The sequence below is a fragment of the Dermacoccus sp. GAS27A genome (assembly GCF_044909235.1).
GTDB lineage: Bacteria > Actinomycetota > Actinomycetes > Actinomycetales > Dermatophilaceae > Dermacoccus > Dermacoccus nishinomiyaensis.
In genome coordinates this window covers 84,260-99,869 of sequence record NZ_JBIYDW010000003.1, presented here as the reverse complement: position 1 = coordinate 99,869, position 15,610 = coordinate 84,260, and the positions used below count along the sequence as shown (strand labels likewise).

At 70.8% G+C, this 15,610-nt stretch carries 15 protein-coding genes; 11 read left to right on the top strand and 4 right to left on the bottom strand.

Going from position 1 to position 15,610, the window contains the following annotated elements:
• Positions 1–23: 23 nt before the first annotated feature.
• From mtrA to secA, 7 genes are all read left to right on the top strand, one after another.
• Positions 24–710 (top strand): MtrAB system response regulator MtrA, encoded by a 687-nt coding sequence (gene mtrA, locus ABH936_RS04135; RefSeq protein ID WP_115297234.1) that lies wholly within the window; start codon positions 24–26, stop codon positions 708–710.
• Positions 688–2,469 (top strand): MtrAB system histidine kinase MtrB, encoded by a 1,782-nt coding sequence (mtrB, locus tag ABH936_RS04130; protein ID WP_115297233.1) that lies wholly within the window; start codon positions 688–690, stop codon positions 2,467–2,469. The genes mtrA and mtrB overlap by 23 nt, the downstream gene beginning before the upstream one ends.
• Positions 2,466–4,292, top strand: coding sequence for an LpqB family beta-propeller domain-containing protein (locus ABH936_RS04125; protein ID WP_404602669.1), 1,827 nt, complete (start codon positions 2,466–2,468; stop codon positions 4,290–4,292). Before mtrB ends, ABH936_RS04125 begins: the two co-directional genes overlap by 4 nt.
• A gap of 219 nt (positions 4,293–4,511) precedes the next feature.
• The gene (locus ABH936_RS04120; RefSeq protein ID WP_051806019.1) at positions 4,512–5,297 is read left to right on the top strand and encodes a ComF family protein; all 786 of its coding nucleotides are present in this window, start codon (positions 4,512–4,514) and stop codon (positions 5,295–5,297) included.
• Between the two features lie 223 nt (positions 5,298–5,520).
• Positions 5,521–6,162: a ribosome hibernation-promoting factor, HPF/YfiA family gene (hpf, locus tag ABH936_RS04115; protein WP_038568925.1), complete on the top strand. Its 642-nt coding sequence runs from the start codon at positions 5,521–5,523 to the stop codon at positions 6,160–6,162.
• 127 nt (positions 6,163–6,289) lie between these two features.
• The gene (locus ABH936_RS04110) at positions 6,290–6,904 is read left to right on the top strand and encodes a response regulator transcription factor (RefSeq protein ID WP_074040677.1); all 615 of its coding nucleotides are present in this window, start codon (positions 6,290–6,292) and stop codon (positions 6,902–6,904) included.
• A 97-nt stretch (positions 6,905–7,001) separates the two neighbouring features.
• Positions 7,002–9,725 (top strand): preprotein translocase subunit SecA, encoded by a 2,724-nt coding sequence (gene secA, locus ABH936_RS04105; RefSeq protein ID WP_038568923.1) that lies wholly within the window; start codon positions 7,002–7,004, stop codon positions 9,723–9,725.
• 13 nt (positions 9,726–9,738) lie between these two features.
• Here the strand turns inward: secA and ABH936_RS04100 are convergent, their stop codons facing one another.
• Both ABH936_RS04100 and ABH936_RS04095 read right to left on the bottom strand, forming a co-directional pair.
• Entirely contained in the window at positions 9,739–10,290 is a 552-nt protein-coding gene (locus ABH936_RS04100) for an Rv3235 family protein (protein WP_038568921.1), read from the bottom strand.
• On the bottom strand, positions 10,287–11,384 hold the full coding sequence (locus ABH936_RS04095; RefSeq protein WP_404602668.1) for a LysM peptidoglycan-binding domain-containing protein: 1,098 nt from the start codon (positions 11,382–11,384) through the stop codon (positions 10,287–10,289). The genes ABH936_RS04100 and ABH936_RS04095 overlap by 4 nt, the downstream gene beginning before the upstream one ends.
• A gap of 200 nt (positions 11,385–11,584) precedes the next feature.
• Here ABH936_RS04095 and ABH936_RS04090 point away from each other — a divergent pair, with 200 nt between their 5' ends.
• Positions 11,585–12,148 (top strand): hypothetical protein, encoded by a 564-nt coding sequence (locus ABH936_RS04090; protein ID WP_144694594.1) that lies wholly within the window; start codon positions 11,585–11,587, stop codon positions 12,146–12,148.
• An 81-nt stretch (positions 12,149–12,229) separates the two neighbouring features.
• Here the strand turns inward: ABH936_RS04090 and ABH936_RS04085 are convergent, their stop codons facing one another.
• Complete coding sequence (locus tag ABH936_RS04085) at positions 12,230–12,445, bottom strand: helix-turn-helix domain-containing protein (protein WP_006945776.1); 216 nt, start codon at positions 12,443–12,445, stop codon at positions 12,230–12,232.
• A gap of 118 nt (positions 12,446–12,563) precedes the next feature.
• Here ABH936_RS04085 and ABH936_RS04080 point away from each other — a divergent pair, with 118 nt between their 5' ends.
• Genes ABH936_RS04080 through ABH936_RS04070 form a run of 3 tightly spaced genes read left to right on the top strand, consistent with a single transcriptional unit; the run spans position 12,564 to position 14,972 of the window.
• Positions 12,564–13,244: an SAF domain-containing protein gene (locus ABH936_RS04080; protein WP_313489976.1), complete on the top strand. Its 681-nt coding sequence runs from the start codon at positions 12,564–12,566 to the stop codon at positions 13,242–13,244.
• On the top strand, positions 13,241–14,527 hold the full coding sequence (locus ABH936_RS04075) for a ParA family protein (RefSeq protein WP_062258536.1): 1,287 nt from the start codon (positions 13,241–13,243) through the stop codon (positions 14,525–14,527). Before ABH936_RS04080 ends, ABH936_RS04075 begins: the two co-directional genes overlap by 4 nt.
• Before the next feature lie 37 nt (positions 14,528–14,564).
• A complete protein-coding gene (locus ABH936_RS04070; RefSeq protein WP_006945782.1) occupies positions 14,565–14,972 on the top strand; it encodes a DUF6912 family protein in 408 nt (135 codons plus the stop codon).
• A gap of 27 nt (positions 14,973–14,999) precedes the next feature.
• Here the strand turns inward: ABH936_RS04070 and ABH936_RS04065 are convergent, their stop codons facing one another.
• On the bottom strand, positions 15,000–15,581 hold the full coding sequence (locus tag ABH936_RS04065) for a hypothetical protein (RefSeq protein WP_144694592.1): 582 nt from the start codon (positions 15,579–15,581) through the stop codon (positions 15,000–15,002).
• Between the last annotated feature and the right edge of the window lie 29 nt (positions 15,582–15,610).

Sequence of the window (15,610 nt, the reverse complement as noted above, 5' to 3'; positions counted from 1 at the left end):
CGCACGAAGGAAGGGGCCCCCACGTGATGAACCGTGTGCTGATAGTCGACGACGACCCGGCACTCGCCGAGATGCTCGGCATCGTTCTGCGCGGCGAGGGCTACCACGTCACCCACTGCGGCGACGGCACGTCAGCACTCGCCACGTTCCGCGACGCGAAACCCGACCTCGTCCTGCTCGACGTCATGCTGCCCGGCAAGAACGGCGTCGAAGTGTGCCGCGCCATCCGCGCCGAATCCGACGTCCCCATCGTCATGCTGACCGCCCGCACCGACACCCTCGACGTCGTCGCCGGCCTCGAAGCCGGCGCCGACGACTACGTCAACAAGCCCTTCAAACCCGCCGAACTCGTCGCCCGCGTCCGCGCCCGCCTGCGCCGCGGCGACGCCGAACCCGAAACCGTCACCATCGGCGACCTGACGATCGACCTCGCCGCCCACTCCGTCACCCGCGACGGCACCCCGATCTCCCTCACTCCCCTCGAGTTCGACCTCCTGCTCGCCCTCGCCCGCAAGCCATGGCAGGTGTTCAGTCGCGAAGTGTTGCTGGAACAGGTCTGGGGTTACCGCCACGCCGCCGACACGCGCCTCGTCAACGTGCACGTCCAGCGCCTGCGCGCCAAGGTCGAGAAGGACCCGGAGAGGCCCGAGATCGTCGTGACCGTGCGAGGTGTGGGATACAAGGCCGGTGCCAGCACACCCGCCACCTGAGGCACCCCGCAGCGTCCTACGACGCGCCTACGACGCGTCCCGCCGCGCAATCAGGCGCCTCGTCGCGTTCTGCGTGCGCAGCTGGCGACGCAGCCTGCACGTGCGCGTCATCAGCCTGACGATGCTCATGGGCCTCACCGTCGTCATCGCCGTCGGATCCCTCATGTACCAGGGCATCGCCGACGGGCTCGTGCGCAGCAAGACCGCGTCCGCGCAACAGATCGCGCTGAGCGAGACCGCTGACGTCCAGAGCGCGTTCGACGCGACCGACAAGACCGACATGACGACGCTCTACAACCTCTCGCGTGACTCCGTGCAACGCATCGCGAGCCCGCTCGACGACTCCGCGCGCCTCGTCATCCTCATGCGCGCCAGCGACAACACGCGCCCCGGCATCCCCCTCGTCGCGACGGCCCGTGCGCGCGGCTTCACCCCACCCGCCGACGTGCGCGGCGCCCTCGCCCGCGACCCCGCGCATCAGCAGACGAAGATCATCTCCCTCGACGCGACCGGCCGCCACATCCCCGCCGTCATGGTCGGCTCACGCGTCAGCATCCCCAACGCCGGCGCGTACGACCTGTATCTCATCTTCCCGATGGACAAGGAAGCCGACTCGCTCAGCATCGTGCGCACCTCGTTCGCCGCCGGCGGCCTCGCGCTCATCCTGCTCCTCGGCGCCTGCGCCTACCTCGCGACGCGCCTCGTCGTGACCCCCGTCCGCTCCGCCGCGCACGTCTCCGAGCGCCTCGCCGCCGGCAACCTCGACGAACGCATGCCGGTGCGCGGAGAGGACGACATCGCGCGCCTCGCGACGAGCTTCAACGCCATGGCCTCGAGCCTGCAACGTCAGATCGGCCAGCTCGAGGACCTGTCGCACCTGCAGCAACGCTTCACCTCCGACGTCTCGCACGAACTGCGCACACCGCTGACGACGATCCGCATGGCCGCCGACATGATCCACGACTCACGCGGCGACTTCGCGGCGCACGTCGCGCGTTCTTCCGAACTGCTGTCGAAGGAGCTCGACCGCTTCGAGTCGCTGCTCGCGGACCTGCTCGAGATCAGCCGATTCGACGCCGGCGGCGCCGTGCTGAGCCGCACACCGACGTCGATGCGCCAGCTGTGCGCCGAGGTGAACGACATGCACGCGCAGCTCGCCGACAAGCTCGGCTGCCGCCTCGTGCTCGACGCGCCGAACGACGTCACGATCGACGTCGACCGCCGCCGCGTCGAGCGCATCCTGCGCAACCTCGTCGCCAACGCCATCGAGCACGGCCAGGGCCAGCCCGTCGTCGTGACGTTGCGCGCCAACTCGACTGCCGTCAGCGTCAGCGTCCGCGACTACGGCATCGGACTCAAGGAGGGCGAGGCGGACAAGGTCTTCGACCGGTTCTGGCGCGCCGACCCCGCCCGCGCCCGCACGACGGGCGGCACGGGCCTCGGATTGTCGATCTCTCTCGAGGACGCCCGCCTGCACGACGGTTTTCTCGAGGCGTGGGGCGCACCCGGCGAGGGCTCCTGCTTCCGGTTGACGCTGCCGCGCGTGCAGGGCGTCGCCATCGCCGCGAGTCCGGGCCCGCTGCAGCCCGGCCTCACCGCGAGGACGAAACAGATCTCGAGCGGCACGATGCGCACCTCCGACGGCGGGGCACGCCTCGCGTCGGGCTACCCGGTCGCGATCGATGCGAAGAAGCGCTCGAACGCGCTGCCCCAGGTCATCGACGGTGAGGGCGCCGTCGACGCCGAGGACCCACGATGAGCCCGCGACGCAGGCCGCCGCGCGCCCTGGTGGCCGTGGCTGCCGCGGCGAGCGTGTTCGCGACCGCCGGGTGCGTCGGGTTGCCCTCGACGTCGAGCGTCGCGCCGGGCAAGGCCGTCGACGCGAAGGACGACAGCGAACCGCTCGCCGTCGAGCCGCTGACGGCGTCGGCCTACGACGATCCGCGCCAGATCGCGACTGGTTTCCTGCGCGCCCAGATGTCCGCGCACGACGACTACCAGGCTGCCCGCACCTTCCTCACCGGCGACGCGAGCCGTCGCTGGAAACCGGGCACCGCCGTCACCGTCTTCGCGGGCGACAGCGACATCACGGCCACCCGCCCCGACACGACGACGGTGCGTCTCAGCGTCCCCGTCGTCGCGACGATCGACGCCGATGGCCACCTCGTGCGCCAACCGTCGACGACCCGCCGCGACCTGCGCTTCACGGTGAGTTCCACGGCCGGGGGATGGCGCCTCAGCCAGGTGCCCGACGGGCTGGGCGTGTGGATCAGCAGCACGGACGTCGCGCGCCTGTTCAGCCGCGTCAACGTGTACTACCCGGCCGCCTACGGACGCTCGCTCGTACCCGACCCGCGCCTGCTGCCGCGCCAGGGTCTCGCGACGGCGCTCGCGCGCGCGGCGCTCTCCGCCCCACCGCAGTGGCTGCGCCCCGCCATCGCGACGAGCCTGCCGACGGGGACGGCGCTCGCCGTCGACGCCGTGCCCGTGCGCGACGGCGAGGCGGACGTCGCGCTCTCCAGCCGCGCGAGTGCTGCCGACAACCCCGCGCGCGCCGCGCTGTGGGCGTCGGTGACGGCGACCGTCATGCAGGCGCCGGAGGTGCGCTCGGTCTCGGTGCGCGTCGGCGGGGCGCGCCTGGAGACCGACAACCTGCCTGCGCAGGTGAGCGACCCGAGCCAGGTCGGCTACTCAATCACCGCCGACAGCCTCGACGAGGTCATCTCCCGCAGTGGCGCCTACCTCGCCTGGACGCACGCCCGGGCGAACGACTCCGTCTCGGGCACCGACGCCCGCGCGGCGCAGGGACGCCCCGTGCTGCCCGCGGTGCCGGCCGACTGGTCGTTGCTCGCCGCCGGCCAGGGCGGGCGGCAGATCGCGGCGATCTCGAAGGACCGCACGTCGGTACGACGCTGGCTCAACGGCACCGACGTCACCGTCCCCGATCTCGGAAACCAGCTCGTGCGTCCCGCGTTCGACAGCTCCGGATGGTTGTGGGTGGCAGGCCGCACGTCGTCGGCATCAACACCGTCGTCGCAGGCGTCCAGGTCGAAGAGGACAGGCGACACCTCGAGCGCCGCGCTGTGGGCGCTCGACACGACGTCGACCTCGCCGACGCGAACACCCACAGCCCTCGACGTCCCGTGGCTCGGCGCGTCCTCCGTCACATCGCTCAGCGTGTCGCCCGAGGGCTCCCGCGTCGCTCTCACCATCCGTGACGGCGACGACGCGCGCGCCGTCGTCGCAGCCGTCGAACGCGACGAGCGCGGTCGACCTGTCTCCCTCGGCCCGGCGCACGACATCGCGCCGGGCGTGCACGACGTCAAGGACGTCGTGTGGGCGGACGGCACGTCCCTCGCCGTCCTCGGCACGAGCGACGGTCTCCTGCAACCGACCCTCGTGCCGCTCGACGACGCCCCGGTGCCCCTCGGCGGCGTCACGGGCGCGAGCAGCCTCGTGTCTACTCTCGACGGGCGAAGCGGCCTGTTCGTGCGAACCGACGCGAACACCGTCTTCACGCGCCAGGGCTCCTCGTGGAGCAGTTTCCTCACCCGGGGCGACCTCATCGCCCCGCGATCCTGACACCCGTCTCCGCTTGGGACGCCGTCGTTCGGCGCGCGCCGAACGTGCTCGTCGCTCTGGATGAGGTGGTCGAAAGCGCGCCGGACAGCGTGGGCCGAGACTCCGTCGTCCACAACCGGTGACGGCTGTGGCCCGGGGGAGCGCTGCGGCGCACCCTCGTCCACAGGGGCGAGCGCGTGTCGGTGGTGACGTCGTCGCGCGGGCGGCATCATCGCGGGTGTGCCCCGCCAGTCTCGCGACGTCGGCGCCCGGCTCACGCCGCCGGTCGCGTGGGTGAGGGGCGCGCTGCGTGACGTCGTCGATCTGGCGTGGCCGTCGAACTGTCTCGGCTGCGGCGCATGGGGCCCGAGCTGGTGCGCGACGTGCGACGCCGGTCTGTGCCGTGAAGCGTTCACGGTGCGAGCCCATCACGCCCCCGAACTCGACGTCGCCGTCGCTGCGGCGTTCGACGGGCCGTTGCGCGAGGCCATCACGGCGTTCAAGGATCGTGGACGCAGCGACGGCCTCGACGTCCTCGTGCGCCTCGCGCGCCGCTCGCTCGCTCGCGCACTCACCGACGCCACACTCGAAGATGCCGCGCTGGGCGCGCGGCCATCGGCCGGCGCCGGGCCACTCGTCCTCGTGCCCATTCCGTCCCGGGCCGCGGCCTACCGTGAGCGGGGACGCTTTCCGTTGGGCGAACTGTGCGACGCCGTGTGTCGGGGCACCAGCCTCGTCAGCGGACGGAGCCTGCTGCGGCACCGCGATCGGGGCGTCGCGGATCAGGCGCGGCTGACTCTCGCCGAGCGACGCCGCAACGTCGAAGGGGCCTTCAGGATCGAGCCGCGGACGGCGGAGCGTCTCGTTCGCGCCGGCGCGCGCGTCGTCCTGTTCGACGACGTCGTGACGAGCGGTGCGACGCTCGCCGCGGCGCACGCGACGCTGGAACGAGCGGGCGTGCGGGTCGTCGCCGTCGCGGCGCTCGCGGCGACGCCGCACGAGCCGAACGCCCGCTCGGCAGGCTGACCGCGGGACGATCACACCCCGCCGGCGCCCGCAGCGGGGGCGGCCGGAATCGACCGTTCCCGAACCCTTCCCCGGGCGTCGATGGGGGGTTAGGTTGGAGGACATCGAACAAGCATCCCCGCAGGAGGTGGTGGCGCGCACGAAGCGGCTCCCGACGCCTGCAGCCGGGCTGACGGGGCCGATTTCTCACCGAAGTTTCTCTCGATCCGAGGAGTCGATTTCCATGGAGATCACCGTGACCGGCCGACACGTCGAGGTTCCTGCCCGCCTCGCGCGACACGTCGAGGACAAGCTGGCCAAGGTTCCGCAGCTCGACCCGCGCGTCATGCGCTGCGACGTCGTCATCACGCACGAGCCGAACCCGCGCCGCGCCAAGGAGGCCTACCGCGTCGAGGTGACGTGCCGCTCGAAGCGGTCCGTCGTGCGCGCGGAGGCGTCGGCGGACGAGGAGTACGCGGCCCTCGACCTCGTCATGGGAAAGCTCGGTGAGCGATTGCGCCGCCAGCACGACCGTCGTCGTATCCAGCGCGGCCAGCACCGCACGATGTCCGTCGCGGAGGCGACGGCGGATCTGCCGGTGCTCGAGATCATGCCCGACACGCGCGACGACGCGCCGGAGGCCGCCCAGCTCGGTGAGGATCCGGACTGCCCGGTGCAGCTGCGCGAGAAGGTGCACGCGAGCGCGCCCATGGACGTCGACGAGGCCCTGCGCGAGATGGAACTCGTCGGCCACGACTTCTACCTCTACCAGGACAAGAGCAGCGGTCGTCCGAGCCTCGTCTACCGCCGCCGTGGGTGGAGCTATGGAGTGATCCACCTCGACGTCGTCGACGAAGCACCGGACACGCTGGAGGAGACAGCCTGAGCAGCGCGCCCGATGACGCCGGGCTGCGGGTGCGTCACGGACCGCCCGCCGCCCGGCGAACGCGCCCTGACGCCTCCATGGGGTCGGGTTCGTGCACGCGAGCGCTCTCGTCCAACAGGCTCGAACGATGAACGTCGCCGGCGCGCCGCGCGACCTTCTCAGGGGTCGCCGACCTGATGCCGGCGTCATCACCGGCGGCCAGGTGCCGTGGCGGTGGTGTGCGCCGCGCAGCGCCGCGGAGCTGCTCGCGCAGCTCGAACACGCTACCCCCGAGCACCTGCTCGTCGTCACCGAGGACGACGACATCCTCGCCACCGCCATCCGCTGCGGTGTTCACGGTGTGCTCGCCGAGGTGCCCACGCCACTCGACGAAGCGGCGCTCGCCCGGATGTTGCGTGCCGACGAGCCGTACGTGGCACCCGAGCGAGCGGCTCAGGTGTGGGCGGTGGCATGCGCCCTCGCCCGGGCGCCCCACCCGACGTATGCCCTGTCCGCGCGCGAACGCGAGGTGCTCGACCTTGTGGCTCGTGGCCGCTCGAACCGCAGCATCGCCGCGACGCTCTTCCTGTCGGAGAACACCGTGCGCAACCACCTTGCCCGGATCTATCGCACGCTCGGGGTGTCCTCGCGCGCCGAGGCGCGCGCGCTGCTGCGTCAGGCGCCGGGGGAACAGGCAACCGCAGACGCACCCGACCCAGCGGACTCTGACGGGGCGGCGCCGCCGCTCACCCATTACTCTTAGGGGAACTGTGCCCGCGCGTCGGGCGCCACCTCGCGTGAGGGCCCGTGAGAACGGCCCGTCGCCCGAGGTGATCGATCAACGATTTACGGAGTCTCGCGTGCCCAAAATTGTCGAACGTGTTCTGCGCGCCGGCGAAGGACGAACGCTCAAGAAGCTCGAGGCGATCGCCGCTCAGGTGAACATCGTCGAAGAGGATTTCGAAAAGCTCACCGACGCCGAACTGCGGGAGGAGACCGACCGGTTCCGCAAGCGACTCGCGGACGGGCAGAGCCTTGATCAGATCCTGCCCGAGGCGTTCGCCGCCGTGCGCGAGGCGAGCAAGCGCACGATCGGCAAGCGTCACTTCGACGTGCAGATCATGGGTGGTGCCGCGCTGCACATGGGCAACGTCGCCGAGATGCGCACCGGTGAGGGCAAGACGCTCGTCGCGACACTGCCGAGCTACCTCAACGCGATCGAAGGCAAGGGCGTCCACGTCGTCACCGTCAACGACTACCTCGCCGAGTACCAGTCCGAGCTCATGGGCCGCGTGCACCGCGCGCTCGGGCTCGAGACGGGCTGCATCCTGTCGTCGATGACGCCGGCGCAGCGCCGAGACGAGTACAACAAGGACATCACGTACGGCACGAACAACGAGTTCGGCTTCGACTACCTGCGCGACAACATGGCCTGGTCGACGGACGAGCTCGTGCAGCGCGGCCACAACTTCGCCATCGTCGACGAGGTCGACTCGATCCTCATCGACGAGGCCCGCACGCCGCTCATCATCTCCGGCCCTGCCGACGCGGCGACGAAGTGGTACGTCGAGTTCGCCTCGATCGTCGAGCACCTGACGCGCGCGGAGAAAGGCAAGGACGGCAAGATCACGAAGCCGGGCGACTACGAGATCGACGAGAAGAAGAAGACCGTCGGCCTGCTCGAGCCGGGCATCGAGAAGGTCGAGGATCTGCTCGGCATCGAAAACCTCTACGAGGCGCAGAACTCGCCGCTCATCGGCTACCTCAACAACGCCATCAAGGCGAAGGAACTGTTCAAGCGCGACAAGGACTACGTCGCGATGAACGGCGAGATCCTCATCGTCGACGAGCACACCGGCCGCATGCTCGCCGGACGTCGCTACAACGAGGGTGTGCACCAGGCGATCGAGGCCAAGGAAGGCGTCGAGATCCAGAACGAGAACCAGACGCTCGCGACGGTGACGCTGCAGAACTACTTCCGCATGTACGACAAGCTGTCGGGCATGACGGGTACGGCCCAGACCGAGGCCGCCGAGCTGTACCAGATCTACAAGTTGGGCGTCGTCACGATCCCGACGAACAACCCGCCGCAGCGCGTCGACCAGCCCGACCGCATCTACCGCACCGAGGACGCGAAGTTCCGTGCCGTCACCGACGACATCGCCGAGCGTCACCGCAAGGGCCAGCCAGTCCTCGTCGGTACGACGAGCGTCGAGAAGTCGGAGCGCCTGTCGGAGCTGCTGCGCAAGAAGGGCGTAGCGCACGAGGTGCTCAATGCGAAGCACCACGAGCGTGAGGCCGCCATCGTCGCGCAGGCCGGGCGCAAGGGCGGCGTCACCGTGGCGACCAACATGGCCGGTCGAGGCACCGACATCATGCTCGGTGGCAACCCCGAGTTCATGGCCGTCGCCGCGCTCAAGCAGCGGGGCCTCGACCCGGAGGAGACGCCCGAGGAGTACGAGGCGAGCTGGGACGAGGCCCTCGCGAAGGCGGAGGCCGCGGTCAAGGCCGAGCACGATGAGGTGAAGGAGCTCGGCGGCCTGTACGTCCTCGGCACCGAGCGTCACGAGTCGCGCCGCATCGACAACCAGCTGCGCGGACGCTCCGGTCGCCAGGGCGACCCCGGTGAGTCGCGTTTCTACCTGTCGCTGCAGGACGACCTCATGCGCCTGTTCAACGCGGCGCTCGTCGACCGGTTCATGTCGGGCTCCGGCATGGACGACGACCAGCCGATCGAGAACAAGATCGTCTCGCGCTCGATCCAGTCCGCCCAGGGCCAGGTCGAGGGCCAGAACTTCGAGATCCGCAAGAACGTCCTCAAGTACGACGACGTGCTCAACCGTCAGCGTGAGACGATCTACGCCGAACGCAAGCGTGTGCTCGAGGGTGACATCGACGGCCAGATGCGCCACTTCATCAACGACACGATCGACACGTACGTCGCGACGGCGACCGCGGACGGTTTCTCCGAGCACTGGGATCTCGAGCGACTCTGGGGCGCCCTCGAGGAGCTCTACCCGATCACGATCGGTCTCGAGGAGCTCGAGGCGGAGCTCGGCGGGCGCGCCGGCATCACGCCGGAGATCCTCGGCGAGGAACTGCGCTCCGATGCGCAGCACGCGTTCGACGACCGCGTCGCCTTCCTCGGTTCGAGCGTTGCGCGCGAGGTCGAACGACGCGTGGTGCTCACCGTCCTCGACCGCCAGTGGCGCGAGCACCTGTACGAGATGGACTACCTCAAGGAGGGCATCCACCTGCGGCAGATGGCTCAGCGCGACCCGCTCGTCGAGTACCAGCGCGAGGGCTTCCAGATGTTCGAGGCGATGACGGAGTCGATCAAGGAGGAGTCCACGCAGCTGTTCTTCCACGTCGACGTCGACCCCGCCGAGGTCGAGGCATCCACGCCCGCACCCAAGCAGGAGCAGCTGCACTTCACGGCGCCCAACGAGGAGGGCCTCGCTGAGGAGCACGTCGTCGCCAAGGACGGGCACGTCATGGACGACGAAGAGCAGATGTCGCGCGAACAGCGTCGCTCCGCAGCGCGCAGCCGCAAGAGCAAGGGCGGCAAGAAGCGCAAGCGCTGAGGCGCGGACACGCTCAGATCAGCTCGAGGACGGTGACCTGCCAGCGCCCGTCGACCCCGTTGAGGCGCAGGGCGATCGGCGTCGCACGGCCGTTGACGCGGGCGACGACGGCCGCTTCGACGACGCCGTCGCACGGCTGGCACACCTGAACGCGCCGCACGCCCGTCGGTCCGGGCGCGGCACCGCGACGCAGTGTCGTGCGGTGGCGTCGCTGGATGCGGGCCAGCACGTCCGGGCTCGTGTGCGGCGTGAGCTGCGTCGGTGAGCGACGCCCCGCCAGAGCCTCGACGAGCGCCAGGGCGAAGCGCTGCGTCCACACCCGTGCGTCCGGCAACGCGGACGTCGCCGTGTGCTGCGGGCCGAAGATCTCGTCGTGCTCGCCGCGGTGCGGCAGGCGCTCGCGGCTGACGTCGACCGCGAGGCGCGCGCTGATGGCCGGCACGTCGGCGACGCGCAGCGAGCCGTCGAGCAACCCGCCGATCTCGTGCAGATCGAGTTCACGCGGCATTTCGTGGGCCGCGCGCGGGGGTGCGACGCTCGCTCGTTCGAGGGTGAGGGTGGTCATCGGTGGGCTCCGAACGCTGAGGTGGTCGAGACGAAGGACGCAGGAAGGGTGAGCTGCTGGCCGACCTCGATCGTGTCCGGATCGAGCCGCAGCAGCGGGTTGGCCTCGAGCCAGCCCGGCAGGGACGCCGCGACGTCTTCCGCCGGTGCGCCCGGGGCGAGGTAGGACGCCGCGATGCTCCACAGCGTGTCGCCGCGCACGACGACGTGCGTCCTGTGTTCCGCGGCCGTGCCTGAACCGCGCGGCGTGCCCAGCACGATGGCGGACAGCTCGTTCGAAATACTGAACGGATCCGGTGTCCAGCCGGGACGCGGCACCGCTGGCTGGGGCGTGTCGGACGTGGCCGAGTCGGATGTGCGTGCCTCGGACGGGGCCGACTCGGACGCTGGGAAACCGAACGCGGGGGAGTCGAGGTCGGGGTTTTCGAAGTCCGGGGCGTCGACGTCGGGGGCCGCGCGCTCGGGCCCGTGCGAGCTGGTTGTGCCAGACGCAGGTGCCGCGCCCGAGGGAGTGGCGGCCGCTGGCGAGACCGTCCCGGAAGCGGCCGCTGCGTCGGTGACAGAGGCCGAGGCGGGCGGCATCACCTCGGCCGAGACGGAGAACGACGGGCGCGGCGCGGGTTCGGCGGCCCCGGCCGACTGCGCGCCGACGGTGATGAGTGCCGCGACAGCGAGGAACAGACTCGCCGTGCGGGTTCTCGACCCCGTCGAGTCCGCCGTTACCCGTGCAGAGCGCGCCACGACAGAGCGCGAATCGCAGACCTGAACTCGGTCGAGCGCCGATCGGCCACACTCGAGGTCGTCCGCCACGAGCAGCCGCGCCTCGCACCGCAGGTCGAGGGCAGAGCGAAGACTGAGCCACGCCAGGCGGGCCAGCGCGAGCGTGAGGACGGCGCCCGCGGCGACGCCGATGACGTCCTCGCTCGTCGCGCCGGGCCCGGGCACCGCCCGTCGGGTCGTGACGGCGACGGCCACGGCTGCTGCCGCGAGCAGCGGTGCGGTGAGGCCCGCCAGGATGCCGGCGCTCCTCAGCTGCTGCGGCGTGACGGGTGTGCTCGAGGGGTTCGACGTGCTCGCCCTGGTCGTCGTGATCATCGCGTTCCGCCTTCGTCGTCGCGTCATGCGCCTCGGCGCGACTCATGTCGCAGCCGATCAACATCCATGACGAACGATGACGTTCAGTGACGTGTGATGTCGATGAATGCAATGTAACGGCACATTGTGTCGAGTGGGGACGTGGAAGATGAAAAACTTTTTTCGCCCGTCCGAGCTCCTCGCTGCTCTAGCGTCGAGCCATGCGAATGGAGCGATTGCTGGCCGACCTCGAGGCTGCCCAGGAGGCACAGGAACGTGCCGAGGCGCGGGCAGAGGTCGCTGAGAGCGTGCGCGTCGAGCACGCCGGCGTCACGCTGGTCGACCGGCTGCGCGCCGGGATCGGCAGTGTCGTCGCCCTGAGCGTCGGCGACGAGACCCTGCGCGGGCACCTCGTCGACGTGGGGGAGGGTTGGCTCGCTCTCGATCGTGACGGCGTGCATGCGGTGCACGGTGTCGACGACCTCGTGCGTGCCGGGCTCCGTCTCGTGCCCGTCAATGCCATCGCCTGCGTCAGCGGGTTGGGGCGCCCCCACGTCGCGGCCGACGGTTCGTCGATCGGACGCGGATGGAGCAGCGTGCTGCGTGCCGTGGCGCGTTCACGTGCCCCTCTCGCGTGGCATCGCCTCGCCGGGCAGACGATCGTCGGGACGATCGACGCGGTGAGCGCCGATCACGTCGTCCTCACCCCGGCGCGCGGCGCGGCGAGTCTCGTGCTCCCGCTCGCGCATCTCGCGTGGATCGACGTCAACGCCAGCGGACGCTGAGCCGCTGCCGCTGACTGAGTTCACACCTCTCGCCGGCCCCCCGAGCAGGTAGTCAGGCGCGCGTGGACGAACGTCGAGCCCTCAGAAGTCCTCGCCCATTCCGCCGGCGGCGACGGCGGATCGCGTTGCGGCGTAGGCGCGTTCGATGTAGCGCTCCACCTCGGCTGCCTCGACGCGCCACTGGTTGTTGATCTTGATCGCCGGCAGCTCACCCGACTTGACGAGTCCGTAGACCTGCCGCGCCGAGACGTTGAGAGTCTCCGCCACGTCGGCGATCTGGACGAAGCGCTGCGCCATGGGGTGCCTTTCGACGGGTGCGGAGATTCTTACCAAAACCTGACGATCATTCTAGGCGTCGGGCCCGCTCGCCCGCGTGACGATGGTTCTCGGCTGTGGACGAACGAGGAGGAACATCGTGGGTGAGCGTGGGGTACGCAGGTTGAAGGACGTCTCGCCGGGGGCGCAGGCGGCGCGGCGGTTCGTGCGGACCGGCATGAAGGACGTGCGCTGGGTCGTAGGCATCATGCTGCTCGCCCTCGGCGTGCTCGGCACGTTGCGTGTCATCGGCTCGTTCGACGATTCGGTGCAGGTGTGGAGTGCGAAGAGCGCCCTCGTGCCCGGCCAGCGCCTCACCTCGTCCGACCTCGTGCCGACGAGGGTTCGTCTCGACGATCGCGGCGGGCAGTACCTGTCGAGCGCGACCCAGCCGGGCGGCGTCGTCCAGCGCGCCGTCGGGGCCGGGGAGCTCGTGCCGAAGAACGCCGTAGGGGACGCCTCCGGCGTGACGGTTCGCGCCCTGTCGGTCAACGTCGAGCGCGGGCAGGCCGACGTCATCCGCGCCGGCGGGGACGTCGAGGTCTGGGTTTCGGACAAGAAGGAGGGCGCCGGCTCGACCGGCTTCGACAAGCCGCACCAGAGCGTCGAGCGGGCCCTGGTGTCGCACGTCGGTTCGCGCAGCGGCGGTGTCGTCGCCGTCGCCGACGGCTCGCCCGTCGAGATCCTCGTCCCGCGCGAGTCGTTGCCGGCAATGATCGATGCCGTCAACTCGGGCGCGCGCATCACGCTGGTGCCGCTCGACTCGGCGGCCCGCTCGTGACGACGATGACGGTGTGCACCGTCGCGACCGCGATCTCGGCGCGTCTCGAGGCGCGGTTCGCCGAGGAGCTCGCCTCCGTCGAGGACGCGACCCTCGTGCGGCGCTGCGCCGATGTCACCGAACTACTCAGCGCCGCCGAGTCGGGCGCCGTCACCGTCGCCGCGATCAGCCCTGATTTCCCGGGCATGAACGGCAGCGTCGTCGCGGAACTGACCGTGCGGGGTGCGTCGGTGCTCGGTGTCGTCTCAGCCACATCCGCTCTGGACGCTCGCCAGTGCGAGGCGTGGTCCCTGCGACGGACCCACGTCGTCGGATCGGGCGAGCTGGAGCAGGCCTTCGAGACCCTCGCGCACACCGGCCCCGCCGAGCACGAGCTCTCGGCCGCCGCAGAACAGGCCGAGACGAGCCTGGCCACCGACGGGCCCGATGACGGCGCAGCGGCCGCGTCATCGCCGACGAGCACCACCGTCGTCGTGTGGGGCCCGCCCGGCGCTCCGGGGCGCACGACGTGCGCCACCCATCTCGCGCAGGCCCTGAGCGAGAGCGGGCCGACGCTGCTCGTCGACGCCGACACAGTCGCGCCGTCCTGCTCGGCGCATCTCGGGCTGCTCGACGAGGCACCCGGCGTGCTCGCGGCCGCGCGTCTCGTCGATGCGGGCACCCTCAACCTGCACCAGTTACGTTCCATCGCCGCGCACGTCACGCCCGGCTTCGACGTGCTCACCGGCATAGGGCATTCCGGGCGCTGGCACGAGCTGACCCGATTTCACCTCGGCCGCGTCCTCGATCTCGCCGCCCAGCACTACCGCTGGGTCGTCATCGACGTGGCGGCCGAGGTCGAGGCCGACGAGAGCCTGCTGTTCGACACCGTCGCTCCCTCCCGGGTCGGGGTCTCGAGTGAGGCGTTCGCGCGCGCCGACCACGTCGTCGCGCTCGCCGGCTGCGACCCTGTCTCGCTGCAACGGTTCGTGCAACACGCGCCGGCGATCATCGACCTGCACGACGACGTCCGCGTCGTCGTGTCGAAGGCCCGCGAACGAGCGGTCGGCGGGAGCGCCTCGTCGGTCGTCGCGGACGCGTTGGAACGCTTCCTCGGTGTGCGACCCGTGGCGGTGCTGCCCGACGTGCGCGATGCGCTGGACGCCGCGGTGCTGCGCGGAACCCTGCTCGAGGGCGCTGATGGCGCACCGTACCTCGCCGCCGTGCGCGATCTCGCGAGCGAGCTGGGCGCCGACGTCGCACCGCATGCGACGCGTCGTCGTCGCGCATGGCGGCGCCGCTAGGCTCGAGGCGTCGCCCCACCGCTCGAAAGGCTTTCCGATGACTCGCCTGTACTGCCCCGTGACCGCTGACGGTGTCGCGGCGCTCGCCACCTCGGCTCTGACGGTGGAGGCGGCGTTCGCCGTCACCGACGACGTGCGCGCGCTCGCCCCGCACGGCGACGAGGAACTGCACGAGCACATCGCGACGCAACTCGCAGCCGCAGGCTGTGCCGGGCGCCGCGTCGTCGTCGTGGTCGTCGACGTGCCGGACGCTCGAGTGAGGCCCGCGGCCTCCACCGGTGGCGGCGCACTCCCCGGCCGCGTCGTCGTGGACGGCGACGTGACGCTGCGCGATGTCGCGTGCTTCCTCGTCGGCGACGAGGGTGAGCAGGTGAGCGACGACGCCGACCTCGAACTCAGTTGGTACGACGCGAGCGAGATCGACGCGGTACGCGCACTGCTCTGAGCGGCCCCCGGCGGAGCGTGCCCGCGCTCAGCGCAGGGCCCGCGTGTCACCGCAGCGATCGAGGCAGCGCACGAGCGCTCGTTCGGTGCGGGCCGCCGCGTCGGCGGCCGCCTCACGAGAGCAGCCGGGCCGTGCGAGCGCGGCAGCCACCCGCGCGTAGCCGTGGGCGTAGGTGGAGACGACGCGCGCGAGGCGCCCCACCGCGTCCGCGCAGGGCAGCGCTGCCGTGGACGCGAGCTGTGGGTGCGTGCTCACGAGGTCGCGGATCGAGCGTTCGACGTCGAGCAGATCGTCACGGCACGTGGTCAAGGAGCGGCCGCTGCCGGGCAGCGTGCCCTCCTCGACGGCGCGCCGCAACGTCACGCCCGCGCGACGCGTCGTCGCCCCGGCGATCTGAGGCAGCTCGGGCGCGCGGAAGGGTGGCGGGGGAGCGGTGGCCAGCAGCGCCGTCGTGGTGTCGCTCAACTGATCGCTCAACGCCTCGACGACGAGATCGAAGCGTTCACCGCTGCACACCGCCGCAGGCTCGAACGTGACGTCGAGCAGTCGCAGCGCAGCCCGGGTGAGCTGTGGGGCGACGTCCGTGGGTGCGGCGGTGAGTGATTCCATGAACCCCACCGTAGGCGCCGGCACCGACA